12 protein-coding genes and 1 tRNA gene are annotated in these 12368 nt (G+C 68.1%); 7 read left to right on the top strand and 6 right to left on the bottom strand.

What is annotated here, in order from left to right; all coding sequences use genetic code 11:
- The first annotated feature begins 26 nt into the window (after positions 1-26).
- A complete protein-coding gene (locus CHB65_RS12105) occupies positions 27-446 on the top strand; it encodes a DUF5830 family protein (RefSeq protein WP_089385334.1) in 420 nt (139 codons plus the stop codon).
- Positions 447-657: 211 nt separating this feature from the next.
- On the opposite strand, the gene CHB65_RS12100 is transcribed toward CHB65_RS12105, so the two are convergent.
- On the bottom strand, positions 658-1839 hold the full coding sequence (locus tag CHB65_RS12100; protein WP_089385333.1) for a DUF7115 domain-containing protein: 1182 nt from the start codon (positions 1837-1839) through the stop codon (positions 658-660).
- Positions 1840-2062: 223 nt separating this feature from the next.
- Between CHB65_RS12100 and CHB65_RS17470 the strand changes: the two genes are divergently transcribed.
- A tRNA-Met gene (locus CHB65_RS17470) sits at positions 2063-2218 on the top strand.
- A gap of 90 nt (positions 2219-2308) precedes the next feature.
- Here the strand turns inward: CHB65_RS17470 and CHB65_RS12090 are convergent.
- A complete protein-coding gene (locus tag CHB65_RS12090) occupies positions 2309-3481 on the bottom strand; it encodes an NAD-binding protein (RefSeq protein ID WP_089385332.1) in 1173 nt (390 codons plus the stop codon).
- 141 nt (positions 3482-3622) lie between these two features.
- Here CHB65_RS12090 and CHB65_RS12085 point away from each other — a divergent pair, with 141 nt between their 5' ends.
- The 5 genes from CHB65_RS12085 to CHB65_RS12065 all read left to right on the top strand — a co-directional run bounded on the left by CHB65_RS12085 (position 3623) and on the right by CHB65_RS12065 (position 8945).
- Positions 3623-4864 (top strand): potassium channel family protein, encoded by a 1242-nt coding sequence (locus CHB65_RS12085; RefSeq protein WP_089385331.1) that lies wholly within the window; start codon positions 3623-3625, stop codon positions 4862-4864.
- Positions 4861-6261: a TrkA C-terminal domain-containing protein gene (locus CHB65_RS12080; protein ID WP_089385330.1), complete on the top strand. Its 1401-nt coding sequence runs from the start codon at positions 4861-4863 to the stop codon at positions 6259-6261. The genes CHB65_RS12085 and CHB65_RS12080 overlap by 4 nt, the downstream gene beginning before the upstream one ends.
- A gap of 109 nt (positions 6262-6370) precedes the next feature.
- On the top strand, positions 6371-6643 hold the full coding sequence (locus CHB65_RS12075) for a ubiquitin-like small modifier protein 1 (RefSeq protein ID WP_089385329.1): 273 nt from the start codon (positions 6371-6373) through the stop codon (positions 6641-6643).
- Between the two features lie 59 nt (positions 6644-6702).
- Positions 6703-8052 (top strand): nickel pincer cofactor biosynthesis protein LarC, encoded by a 1350-nt coding sequence (gene larC, locus CHB65_RS12070; RefSeq protein ID WP_089385328.1) that lies wholly within the window; start codon positions 6703-6705, stop codon positions 8050-8052.
- Complete coding sequence (locus tag CHB65_RS12065; RefSeq protein WP_089385327.1) at positions 8049-8945, top strand: DMT family transporter; 897 nt, start codon at positions 8049-8051, stop codon at positions 8943-8945. The genes larC and CHB65_RS12065 overlap by 4 nt, the downstream gene beginning before the upstream one ends.
- 17 nt (positions 8946-8962) lie before the next feature.
- On the opposite strand, the gene CHB65_RS12060 is transcribed toward CHB65_RS12065, so the two are convergent.
- From CHB65_RS12060 to CHB65_RS12045, 4 genes are all read right to left on the bottom strand, one after another.
- Positions 8963-9781 (bottom strand): hypothetical protein, encoded by an 819-nt coding sequence (locus CHB65_RS12060; protein ID WP_394335416.1) that lies wholly within the window; start codon positions 9779-9781, stop codon positions 8963-8965.
- Positions 9782-9811: 30 nt separating this feature from the next.
- Positions 9812-10390, bottom strand: a complete 579-nt coding sequence (locus CHB65_RS12055; protein ID WP_089385326.1) for a hypothetical protein — start codon at positions 10388-10390, stop codon at positions 9812-9814.
- Between the two features lie 46 nt (positions 10391-10436).
- Entirely contained in the window at positions 10437-11261 is an 825-nt protein-coding gene (locus CHB65_RS12050; RefSeq protein ID WP_089385396.1) for an NAD(+)/NADH kinase, read from the bottom strand.
- 224 nt (positions 11262-11485) lie between these two features.
- On the bottom strand, positions 11486-12145 hold the full coding sequence (locus CHB65_RS12045) for a universal stress protein (protein WP_089385325.1): 660 nt from the start codon (positions 12143-12145) through the stop codon (positions 11486-11488).
- Positions 12146-12368: the final 223 nt, after the last annotated feature.

The following is a 12368-nucleotide window of genomic DNA, read 5'->3' as shown; positions in this document are numbered from 1 at the left end:
AGTCGATTCGGCGGGTGGCACCGTACGTGACACGGGAGCGGAACGATGCCACTCGGAGACGATCCGCGGATCCGGATCGCAAACCGACGCGCGAGGAAACCGTCGAGCTCGGGGTCGAACTGTTGGCCCATCTCGAACACGAGACGCTCCCACTGCCGGAGGCGATCGACCGGATCGAGACGGTGACGACGAGCCCGTCTGTGACCCGCGAGATCCTCGACGCCGCGGAGAAACGGGGAGTGATCGACCGCGAGAACGTCCGCCTGCGGATCCGTCGCGGCGGCACGTACGTGAACTTCGACAGCCAAGTCATCGCCCGTGACGGTCACTTCGAGTGCCGCCGATGTGGGGCCGGGATAACCACCGGACACTTCGTGTGTTTCGAGGCCGGGGAGCTCGGGCCGTTCGGCTCCTCGTGCGTTCGGAAGGTGACCGGCCGGGAGTGAGTGCTGGCGTCGAGTCGACCGGGAGTGAGTGCTGGCGTCGAGTCGACCGGGAGTGAGTGCTGGCGTCGAGTCGACCGGGAGTGAGTGCTGGCGTCGAGTCGACCGGGAGTGAGTGCTGGCGTCGAGTCGACCGGGAGTGAGTGCTGGCGTCGAGTCGACCGGGAGTGAGTGCTGGCGTCGAGTCGACCGGGAGTGAGTGTCCCGACGACCGCTATCGGCCGCGTCGAAGCTCCTCGATGAGCGTCTCGATCAGTTCCGCCTGCCGATCCAACCGGTCAGACTGCGCCTCGACGGCCTCGCGCAGCGCGGCGACCTCCGTCTTCAGGGCGGACTCCTCACGGACCTCGGTGGGTTCAAACGGAGATCCCTCGAAGGCGTCGCCCTCGTCGTCGACGGCGGAGGGTTCCCCCGGCCCCGTTCCGGATTCGTGACCCCCGGCGGATCCGGCCTCGAAGGCGCCCTCGCCGCCCGTTCCCGCCGGTTCGTTCGGTGCGGATTCGAGTGCGTCAACCGCGAGCGGATCCGTCGACTCCGTCGATTCCGTCGATTCCGTCGTGGCGGCCTCGGCGACGGTCATCCCGTCCGTGGTCCCAGCGTCGTCCGCTCCACCCTCGCCGGGCGCTCCGATCCCCGCGAACGACCCGTCGGCGTCCTGGATCGTCGTGTCGCTGTCCGCCGAGGGACTCGCCGAGAGCGGGTCGGGACCGGCCCCGAAGTCGGTCGTCGGACCGTCGTTTTCGGACTCCTCCTCCGTCTCCGCGACGAGCTGGCGGAACGCCGCGAGGTCGCTGACCTCGTAGAACTCACAGACCGCGTCGGTGAGGGTCTCCCGGACGGCCCGCGCGGACTCGTTCGGCGCTTTGAACCGCTCCGAGCGGCCGCCGTGTGTCAACACGACGGAGGTGGCGACGGTCCCCTCCTCGAAATCGAGGCCGGTGAGTTCGTCGTAGGGGAACTCCTCGAACTCCTCGTCCCAGACCGCGGCGCCGACGTGTTTCACGACGCGGTGGCTCGTGATCACGAGGGTGAGCTCCGAGAATCGGAACGTCCGGATCACGGACTCGCCGGACTCCGTGACGCCGGTGCCCGAGAGGATCCCCGCGAGCACCGGGTGAAGGGCGTCCTCCAGTTTGGAGGCGGGCAGCGAGATCGTCTTCTCGCCGTCGAGGCCGTAACCGAGCGTGAGCTTCGCCTTCCGGCGACCTGTGGAAACGTTGACACGCTCGACGTCGTGGCCGTACGTCTCCACGGTCTCATCGGACAACAGCCCGTCGGCGCGATAGACGAGCGTTCGTGTCGGCGTGACGACGAGGCGGTCGTCACCGCCGAGCGGGACCTCGGCGACGACGCTCTCGTCGTCGACGGCCCCGGCGAGTCGGTCGGGCAGGGTCATACGGCGACGGTACGCCCGCCGCGGCTTAAATCCGCGGGGTCCGGCTGTATGGATTGATATTCGGCGTGGGTGCTCGATAAGCCGTTCCGTGGGTCCCTTCGGGACGGGACGAGACACGGACACGGCCCACGACTCGAAGCGGGTACGTTGCGGTATGTGACTCGATCCCACATTCGGCGCGGATGCGAAGGTTAAAGAGCGTTATCGCGGTACGGTACGGTGAGGCCGGGTGGCTTAGCTGGACATAGCGCCGCACTCATAGGGTTCAGAGATTCGGTGCGGTACGCTGCCTTGGAAGCGTCCGCGTCCTTCCCGTGGCTCCGCCGAGCCTCGGACCTGGGACATGCGGAGATCGTGGGTTCGGAGCCCACCCCGGCCATGCTTCAGGACCGTGTGAGCGCCCGCTCACGTCTGTATCAAGCTAGCTGACGAAACTCGCGTTAGCTGACGAAACTCGCGCTCCTTCAGCCTACACGTCCTCCGGATCCTCCCCGAGGATTCGCCCCGTAATGTCGTGACTGTCCGCGCCGAAGGCGCAGCCGACGATGAGGTGCCCGCCGAGCGTCGCCGGGGAGATGACCTGATCGGCGCCGGCCCGACGGAGCTTGTTGACGTTCTCGCGCTGCGTTGCGGCCGCGACGATCCGCACGTCGGGGTTGAGCTGTCTCGCCGTAAGGATCGCCAACGCGTCACGCGCGTCGTCGTTCGTGGCGACGACGACCGCCCGCGCGTCCGTGATGTGGGCGCGTTCGAGCGGTTCAACGTCGCTCGGGTCCGCGGTCAACACGGCGATCCCGCGCTCGCCGAGCGTCCTCGCGGCCGTCTCGTTCGTCGAGACGACCGCGTACTCCACGTTCCGTCCGTTGAGTTCTTCGAGTATCGGTTCGGTCAGTTCCCCGTAGCCTAACACGAGGATGTGGTCGTCGAGGAGGTCGAACTGTTTCTCTGTCATTTTTCCGAGCGCCTTGGAGAGCTGTGCCTCGATGGCGGGCGTGAGCAGGACACCGAGCGCGACCGCGAAGGCCGCGACGTTCATGATGAGCGAGGAGAGCACGAACAGCTGGGCGATATCGGAGGCCGCCCCCGTCTGTGGGGTGATGTCGCCGTATCCGACCGTCGAGGCGGTGACGACGGTGAAATAAAAGGCGTCGACGATGGTTTCGATCCCCTCGAACTCGTCGCGCAACGCGTACGACCCGACCGTTCCGTAGGCGATGGCAGTCACGAGCGCCGCCGCCGCCGCGAGCTGCGTCGGCGACGGGCTAAACGGCCGATCGAACCGGCCGCGGTTCACGATGAGCGCGAGCATCGAAAGGATCGAAAGGACCACCAGCGGATATGCGAACACCGACGCCTGCAACAGCCCCTGAAACGCCGTCAACGGGAGCAACAGCCCCGTGGTGTACCAGCCGATCCGATACCGCCTTTTTAACGCAAACCCGCTCCCGAACATCGCGAAGCCGGTGATCGTCCCGGTGAAGCCGACGGTTCGAAGGATCACGTCGGGAACGAACGGCGCGAGCGGTCCCTCGACGCCGAACCCGGCGATATGCAGGAGCCCGACGAGGATCGAAAGCAACGCGACCGCGAACGTCAACACCACCGACACCCGGACGGTCACCCACTCACGATTCCGCTCCATAGGGCTCCGGTGACCGAGGTGAGACTTAAATCTCGCGAGGGAAGCCCGTCGGCGAGGCACACATGTATGACGATTCATGTTGTTTCGCTAATATGAATCTGCGTGCGACAATGGTTTAACGTCCCCCGTTCTGCAGCGGATATGACGCTCCCTATCGAGATCCTCTTCGGTATCTATCTGGGGATCATCACCGGGATCATTCCCGCGCTCGTCGCCGGGGTCCTGGGGTTCGTATTTAAATATTTTACCGGCGTGACCATCCCCGGACTCGGGGTGGTCGTCCTCGCGCTGGCGATCGCGGGGATAAACGGCGGGTTGCTCGCGCTCAACGACGAGACGATCCGCTCCGCCGAGCGAGCACCCGCGATCCTCACCGCGATCATCATCGTCCTCATGCTCTCGCTGTATGCACACGCCCAGGGCGACAAGCTCGGCGCGAACGTCCCGAAGCGAATGTCGTTAAAAGGGCTCCGCGACCGCACGCTCTCGACGGACGTCGTCGAACTCGTCGGCGGCCGGGGACGCGTACGGGTGGCCGTCGTCGGTGAGGTCGGCGACATGGAGGGCTACCCGCCGCTGCCGGCAGAGACCCGTCAGGCGATCGCCGACGGCGAGTGGACCTTCCCGGCCGACGTCCCCCTGACGGAGTTGGAGAGCCGGTTCGCCGAGCGGCTCAAAACGGAGCTCGACGTCGCCGACGTCGTCGTTTCTATCGACGAGAAGGCGCGTGCGACGGTGTCCGCCGCGCCGCCATCGGCCGGGCTCTCGAAGCGCGTTCCGGCCGGCAAACGGGCCGTGTCGGTCCCCGCGCTCGTCCCGACGGGGCTCGCACGCGGCGATGTAGTCCGCGTGATCACACCCGAGGTGACCGTCGAGGGGACGCTGCTCGCGGCGAAGTCGGGCGGAAAAAAAGACGACAAAAAGGACGCGAAGTCGACCGAGTCGCTCGTGACGGACGGCGGAGAGAAGAAACCAACCTCGCCGTCGACGTCCGCAACCCCCGCAACGCCCGCGACGACCGGCGGGGAGGGACGGGTCACGGTGGCGGTCGACCGCTCGGAAGCCGTCCCGCTTTTGCGTGCCGAACGGGGTCGGGTGCTCGTCCTCTCCCGGGGAACCAGACGCGAGTACGAGCTCACGACGCTGCTTCGGCGGGCCGGCAAGCGGTTCCGGCGGGTGACGGTGGTTTCCGGCGGGGCGCTCGACGGGCACACGATCGGCGAGGTCGGCGTTCGCGAGGCCTACGAGGTCTCGATCCTCGCAGCGAGACACGAGTCGTGGACGATCGCCCCACGGGGCACTCAGCAGCTGTCCGCCGGCGACGAACTCTTCGTCGTCGGGACGCGTGAGGCGCTCGACCGGTTCACGGAGGTGGCGAAATGATCCCCCCGGTGCCGTCCACGGTGACGGGTGTCACGTTCGCGGATCCGTATGCGGCAGCGGTGACGCTCGTCACCTTCGGGGCCCTCTCGCTGCTCGTTTCGGGCGCCGGCGCGGTGACGTACCGCTGGTACTTCCGCGCGGAGATTCCGGAGGGGGTCGCGGGGTTGCTCGGGATCGCCATCGTCGCGCTCTATCTCAACACGGCCTCGCTCGGCGAGCTCGCGGGCGGTGCCGATGCCGCGCTGTTGACGCCCGAGGGGGTCTTTTTCAACGTCGTCGCGCTCGGGGTCGCGGCGGCGGTGACGCCGGTCGGGCGGTATGCGGGCGACCGCGTCGCCGTCGACGTCTTCGCGCTCACCGGGTTGAAGGACTTCGACGGCGAGTTGAGCCGGGTCGTTCGCACCGTCGGCCGGCACACGGCCGTGACGATCCCGTCGGCCGAGGAGATCGGCGACGTGGACACCTACGAGCCGGTTTCCTCGGAGAAAAAGGCCGAGCTGGCCGGCAAAACGTTGCTGTTTCCGCGACGGCTCACGGTCGAGGAGCTCCGTGCCCAGCTCGTCGATCGGATCAAGACCGACTACGGCGTGGGCTACGTCGACGTCGACCTCGCGGCGGACGGGACGCTCGAGTACTTCGCGGTCGGCTCCAGGGCGACGGGGATCGGTCCGACGCTGGCGCCCGGACGGGTCGCGGTCGCGCTCTCCGCGGACCCACCGAACAACGCGACGCCCGGCGACATGGTACAGGTGTGGCGCACCGATCCGGAACCGAAGCGGGTGGCCACCGGCGAGCTTCGTGGCGTGGCCGAGGACGTCGCCACGCTCGCCGTCGACGAGGCCGACGCCACGAAGTTCTCCGTGGAGGGTGGCTACCGGCTCGTGACGCTACCCGCCGAACCGCAGGCCGATCGGGAGTTCGCCTCGCTCCTTCGAAACGCCGACGAGACGCTGGCGACCGTCACCGTCCAGCCAGACAGCGTCCTGGTCGACACCGCCGTTGGCGACGTCACCGCGGTGGTCGCGGCGGTCAAATCGGCCGATGGGGAGGTCCAGCCGATCCCGCCGCGGGCGTACCGGTTCGCCCCGACCGACACGGCCTACTTGGTGGGCCGCCCCGACGCGATCCGGCGGTTCGAGGCCGACGCTGCGGCTGGAACCGCGCCCGACGCCGAGACGACGGACAGTGAGGAAGTCTCGGCCGCGGAGGCCGTCGATGGCGCGGACACGCCGACCGATGAGGGGGGTGACACCGACGGGATAGGTGACGACGAGGGGAGCAACACCGCCGAACCCGACGGGCGTGCGACGGACGGTGCTGCCGCGGCCGATCCCGGGCCGACCCGTGCTGGCGATGAGCCGTCCGATGGCGACCGCTCCGGGCCTGATTCCCGCTGATCTGCCGGTCGGCCGCCTTGGGTGGAAGTCCTGGGACTCCGAGGTCACGGTCTTTGAGGACGCAGGTCGCGGGCGCAACGCTCTTGGATGGGGACGACGGCGTTCACGTATGGAGTGGAAGCTGTTCGCCGACCTCGCTGAGATCGCCGGCGATCGAACCATCGCGGTCGACGTGGAGCCCGGTGACACCGTCGGTGACGCCTTCGAGGCGCTGCTTGCGTCACGCCCGGCGCTTCGCGAGCGCGTCCTCGATGGCGACGAGATCGCCGACCACATCAACCTCCTGCGGAACGGACAGAACGTTTACCACGAGGAGGGCATGGAGACGACGCTCGCGGCGGGCGACGAGCTGGCGCTTTTCCCACCGGTAAGCGGGGGATAAGCGGCGAGCGAGCGGAGCAGTCGGGAGACTCTTTAGCCATCGCCGTGGTGTGTTCGCCAATGCGAACGCTCGCGTTTGACGGCCGAACCGGCGCGGCCGGCGACATGATCTGTGCCGCGCTCATCGCCGCCGGCGCCGATCCGGCCGTCCTCGACCCCGTCGAGGATCGGCTTCCGATCCGATACGTCGTCGACGATACCCTGAAAAACGGCATAAGCGCGACGACCGTCGATGTCCTCCTCACGGACGGGGCGAGGGGTCACGATTCCGGGTCGCCCGGCGATCATGGTCGCGGTCACGACGACCACGACCAACCCAACCACCACGACGACCACGACCAACCCAACCACCACGACGACCACGCGGAACACGCGGGTACCCATCGCCACTACGAGGAGGTCGTCGCGATCGTCGAGTCGATGGATCTCGACCCTGAAACGTCGCGCGTCGTGTTCGACGCCTTCGAACTGCTCGGTCGCGCGGAGGCGGCGGTTCACGGCACGACCCTTGAGGGCGTCCACTTTCACGAGGTCGGCGCGGACGATGCGATCGCCGACGTCGTCGGCGCGGCACTGCTGCTCGCCGACCTCGACGTCGACCGCGTCGTGACGACCCCGATCGCGGTCGGTGGCGGCGAGGTCCGAATGAGCCACGGGACCTATCCGATCCCTGCACCGGCGGTCGTCGAGATCGCCGAACGGACCGCGCTCACCCTCGTCGGCGGACCCGTCGACCGCGAACTGTGTACCCCGACCGGCGCCGCGATCCTCGGCGCGATCGCCGAGTCCGTCGACGGGATTCCGGCCCTCGACGTGACTGGCTCGGGCTACGGCGCGGGACGGACGAACCTTCCGGACCGTCCGAACGTGCTTCGGTCGCTCGTCGGCGAGGTCGCCGCGGATCCAACGGCTGCGGGATCCACTGAAGGCGCTGGCGCGGACGAGACGGGGCTCGTCCACGACGACGTTGCGGTCCTCGAAACGACCCTCGATGACGCCACGCCGGAGGTGCTCGGCGGGTTACACGATCGGCTCGCATCGGCCGGCGCGCTCGACGTGACGGTTGTTCCCACGACGATGAAGAAGTCCCGTCCGGGCCACCACGTGACGGTGATCTGCAAGCCTGTAGCTGCGTCGCGGCTCGCCGAGCGCCTCGCGCGCGAGACGGGGACGCTCGGGATCCGGCGGTCGAATGCGACCACCCGCTGGGTCGCCGAGCGCACCTTCGAGACCGCGACGATATCGGTCGACGGCCGCGAGTACGACGTCACGGTGAAACTCGCGTCGACCGCCGACGGCGACGTCTACGACGTAAGCGCCGAGTACGATGACGCCGCGGCCGTCGCCGCCGAGACCGACCTGCCGATCCGTGAGGTGCTCCGCCGCGCGGAGGCGGCGATCGATCCGTGACCGATCGACCGACCGCGACGCCGTCCTCGAAACCACGGACCGACCGCGTGGGGATCGTCTTCGTGCTCGTCTCCGCCGTCGGATTCGGCACGCTCGGGATCTTCGGCATCTACGCCCAGCGCGTCGGGCTGTCGATCCCGACCGTGTTGACCTATCGGTTCCTCGTCGGCGCGGCGATCGTCTGGATCGTGCTCGCGGCGAGCGACAGGTTTCGACCGCTCCGTGGACGGACGCTCGGGGTCGCGTTCGCGCTCGGGGCGTTCGGCTATGCCACGATGAGCGGGCTCTACTTTCTGGGATTGGAGTTCATGACCGCCGGCATGGTGGCGATCGTGTTGTACACCTACCCCGCGTTCGTCGTCGTTCTCGCGGCCGTAGTGCTCGGTGAACGGCTCACCCGGCGGATCGTCGTCGCCCTCGCGCTTGCGATCGGGGGCATCGTGCTCGTCGTCGGAGCCGACCCGGCCGGCGCCTCGGTGACCGGGGTGCTCATCGTCCTCGGGGCGGCGAGCGCGTACGCCGCCTATATCATCACCTCGCGAACGGTGCTGCGGACGGTCGACCCCCTCGTGTTGACGGCGTACGTGTTGCCCGCCGGGGGACTGACGTTCGTCTTCATTTCGGTTTTGACCGGTGGTGTCGTCGTGCCGACCACGCTCGACGCGTGGGCCGTCCTGATCGGCGTTGCGACGGTCGCGACCGCCGTCCCCGTGTTGTTGTTCTTTGCGGGGATCGAGCGGATCGGCGCGAGCAGGGCGGGGATCGCGAGCACCATCGAACCGGTCGTGACGGTCGCGCTCGGCGCGATCCTCTTTGCGGAGCCGGTCACTGGCGTCACCGTCGCCGGCGGCGTCTGCATCCTGCTCGCGGTCGTGCTCCTCAACCGTCGATGAGCGTTCGGCGCGGACTCTCACCGATCGGACTCGCCGTCCCCACGCTTTACGGCGACCGCCTCCTCGACCGTCAGCTCGCCGGCGGCGACGCGCCGTGCGAGCGGCTCGCCGACGGTGAGTTCCCCGTTCGAGCGCCGCCGGGACTCGTCCTGTATCCGCCGGATCTCGCCCTCGGTGGGATCGATCTCCCGGCGCTCGACCCGCTCGCCCTCGATCCGGGCCACGTTGACGGCGGCGAGCAGGTCGCTCGCGCCCCGAGCACCCCTCCCGAGGTACGGCGTCGTGCCGGTCTCATCGACCAACTCGACGGTCAGGGCGCCGTCGCGTCCGCCCACGTCTTCGAGGTCGGCGATGATCCGCGTCCCCTTCAGTCGATCGCCGTCGCCGACGCGAACGAGCGGGTCAGCGGCGTCCGCGACCTCCTCGGCGACGACCGCCGAAACCTCGGGTAAGGGCACCTGAAACGCGGCGATCACGACGTCGTCGACGAGGACCGCGATCCCCGGCTGCGGTCCGGGGTCGATCTCGACGACCGTCCGTCCCTCGTCGCCGCGGAGGGTCGCGAGCGCCTCGTCGATCGCCGCACGGGGGTCCGACGGATCCGCGGCGACGAAGCTGACCTCTCCCCGAGCGCCGAGGTCGACCCGATCGTCGGCGGTCGCGATCACGACCGTCGTCTCGGCCGGGAGCCCCCCGCCGTTCGGGCCGATCTCTGCCGGTTCCATCGTCGTGATCCGCAGGCCCCGCTCGCGAAGCTCCCGGACGGCCTCGTGATAGAGCTCGAAGTCCGCGGTCGCGACGACGATCACGTCCGTGAGTCGGTCCCCGTTCCGCATACGTTCGTCGGTCGATCCCCTGCTATTCGATCATCCGCCGCGATCATCGTTCGGATCCCCGTCCTCGTTCCCATTGTCACCTTCTTTCTCGACGAAGGCCGCCCGAAACGCCGGCGTGAGGTGCCGTCGTTGCCACGCCGCTATCCGCTCCTCACCGAGCATTGATGCCCAGAGAGCCAACAGGAGTCCAGAAAAGAGCACGCCGGGCAGGACGTGAATCACGATATCGAGGATGAATCCCGGGCGGAAGATAACGAAGGCGAACCGCTCGCGGAGCCCCACCCAATCGGGGCCGAAGACGAGCCACCGAAACGCGACGGGAACGAGCGCGATCGTCACGGTCGGATAGATGAGCACGTCCGTCAGGGGACCACCCTTCCCACGGATGAACGCGCCGGTGTAGTACCCCCACACGGCGAGCGAGGCGATCGCGGTGACGGCACCGCGTGGGCCGAACGGCGCGCCGTGATCGAGGACAGAGAGCCCGAACAGGAGCGATGCGGTCCCGACGTAGGCGACGAGACACACGACGACCCCACCGAGAACCGTGAGCACGTGTTCGCCGCGCGACTGGTCGGCGAACGGTTCGAGACCGTTCGCCTCCGTCACGGGTCGATCACCTCGAAGGCGACCACGAACCCGGATGGCGTTCGGATCACGAGAGCTTGCCGAGCGCCTCGAAGAAGTCGGCTGCGGGTCCGGCGATCCGCATCGGCGGTTCCGTCCGGCGTATCTCCACCGTCACCGGTCCGTCGACCTCGTGGGGGTTTCGGCCGTCGCTCACGACGACCGCGCCGGCCGGATCCGGAACGGTCACCGTCACCGTCGCGTCGAGTCCGACGGCGAGCGGGGGCATCCCGCCCGATGCGCACATCTCGTTCACGATGAGGCCGTCGACGGCGGGATGGACGAGCGGGCCGCGCTCGGCGAGGTTGTATGCCGTCGATCCGCCCGGCGTCGCGACCAGCACGCCGTCGGCGTGTCCACCGGAGTAAAGCGACCCGTCGACGCGCAACTCGTAGTCGATCCCGCCGCCGGGACCGCGACGATGTCCCGTGACGACGACCTCGTTGGCGGCCGGAACCGACCGCCAGTCGCCGACGCTCGCGGCGAGCCGGGGGGTCTCGCGGACGTTCATCCCGCCGTCGCGGAAGCGTTCGACCTCCGTCAGCACCGCCGCTTTTCCCTCCTCGGGCGGCACCGCGTTTAAAAACCCGACCTCGCCGAGGTTGATCCCGAGGACGGGCGTGCCGTCCGCGTTGCGCGCGGCGAACAGGAACGTCCCGTCGCCGCCGACCGCCACGGCGAGATCACACCCGGAGAGCGCCGAGACCGGTCGACCGGGCTCGATCCCGAGCGACTCGGCGGTCACCTCGTCGATCCAGGCCGTGGCGCCGCGCTCAGTGACCGCGTCGTGGACGTCGTTCGCGAGCGACGCGGCACGCGGATTTCCCTTTCGAGCGACGATGCCGACCTCCATGGTGGAACGGTTCTCCGCCGGTGAATAAAAGGGTGCGATCGTCGTCGACGGACGCGCCCGGTCACCGCCGACCGCGTCGCCGTCGCTTTTCATGTATCTGAGTTATATACGGACGACCGCGTCGCCGTCGCTTTTTATATGCTAGCCGGTCGCGTCGCCGTCATTATATAACTGAGGAGTTCGTCCTCAGGCGATATTTGACCCGACAGCGATGTGGCTGGCGATCATGTATCTCCCACGAGATCGGTCGATCCGTCGGCCTCGACGACGATCACGGGGGCGGCGGCATTATCGACGACGACGTCGGTCGTGCAGCTGAACACGAACCGGCCCACCGCCCCGGTCGTCGACGCGCCGACGACGACCGCATCGTAGTACGCCGACTGTTCGACGATGGCGTCCGCGGGCGACTCGCCCTCGACCATCCATCGGTCGACGCAGTCGAACTCGTCGAGCCGATCTCCCGCGGCCGAGAGCAGACGTTCGCCCCGTTCGTCTATCGGTCGGCGAGCGTCGCCGTCGGTCGCTTCACGCCCCTCGTCGGCATCGGCGGTCGACGTCTCGGCGTTCCCTTCGCTCGCCGGGACGACGTGAAACAGCTCGAGCCACGCGTCCGCCTCCGCCGCGAGTCCCCTCGCGAAGTCGACGGTCGCCCCCGAGTGGGGACCGCCGCCGACGCCGACGAGGATCGACGAGAGCGTCTCGGACGCCTCCCTGCCCGCTCGGTGTTTAAGGGTCGCCTCCGAGACGGTCGGCACCGACGAGGCGACCTCCGTGACGGCCACATCCGACAGCTCGAACGTCCGGACCGCCGCTGCCCCGGCACGTTCCTGATTGCCTGCGCCGTCTTCCGCCTCGGCGGCATCGACGTCGCTCGTGTCCATGTAGATGCACTCGGTCCGGACGCCGTATATAGTGATCGATCCAACGAAATCCTCGCCGGGTTTCTCCGCGAGGTTCCTGCCCGGCGCGGGACGTACTGGTTCCGGATATCGCTCTCACACCCGATCGAGTTTATCGGATGAGCAGGCGCAAAACCTCGCCGTTTACGGCGGGGATACGCGCCGTCACTAGATGACGCAAACCACCGATGACTGCACGGCGGGA

It is taken from the genome of Halorubrum vacuolatum (genome assembly GCF_900188065.1).
Classification (GTDB): domain Archaea; phylum Halobacteriota; class Halobacteria; order Halobacteriales; family Haloferacaceae; genus Halorubrum; species Halorubrum vacuolatum.
Note: the sequence above shows the minus strand (reverse complement) of the source record. Positions and strands in the feature narration are given on the sequence as shown.

What these genes read in the sequence shown, in the direction of transcription:
- CHB65_RS12045 (WP_089385325.1), bottom strand. Translation starts at nt 12,145, where the DNA reads ATGGACACGAGCGACGTCGATGCCGCCGAGGCGGAAGACGGCGCAGGC.
- larC (WP_089385328.1), top strand. Translation starts at nt 6,703, where the DNA reads ATGCGAACGCTCGCGTTTGACGGCCGAACCGGCGCGGCCGGCGACATG.
- CHB65_RS12075 (WP_089385329.1), top strand. Translation starts at nt 6,371, where the DNA reads ATGGAGTGGAAGCTGTTCGCCGACCTCGCTGAGATCGCCGGCGATCGA.
- CHB65_RS12060 (WP_394335416.1), bottom strand. Translation starts at nt 9,781, where the DNA reads ATGCGGAACGGGGACCGACTCACGGACGTGATCGTCGTCGCGACCGCG.
- CHB65_RS12090 (WP_089385332.1), bottom strand. Translation starts at nt 3,481, where the DNA reads ATGGAGCGGAATCGTGAGTGGGTGACCGTCCGGGTGTCGGTGGTGTTG.
- CHB65_RS12050 (WP_089385396.1), bottom strand. Translation starts at nt 11,261, where the DNA reads ATGGAGGTCGGCATCGTCGCTCGAAAGGGAAATCCGCGTGCCGCGTCG.
- CHB65_RS12100 (WP_089385333.1), bottom strand. Translation starts at nt 1,839, where the DNA reads ATGACCCTGCCCGACCGACTCGCCGGGGCCGTCGACGACGAGAGCGTC.
- CHB65_RS12085 (WP_089385331.1), top strand. Translation starts at nt 3,623, where the DNA reads ATGACGCTCCCTATCGAGATCCTCTTCGGTATCTATCTGGGGATCATC.
- CHB65_RS12080 (WP_089385330.1), top strand. Translation starts at nt 4,861, where the DNA reads ATGATCCCCCCGGTGCCGTCCACGGTGACGGGTGTCACGTTCGCGGAT.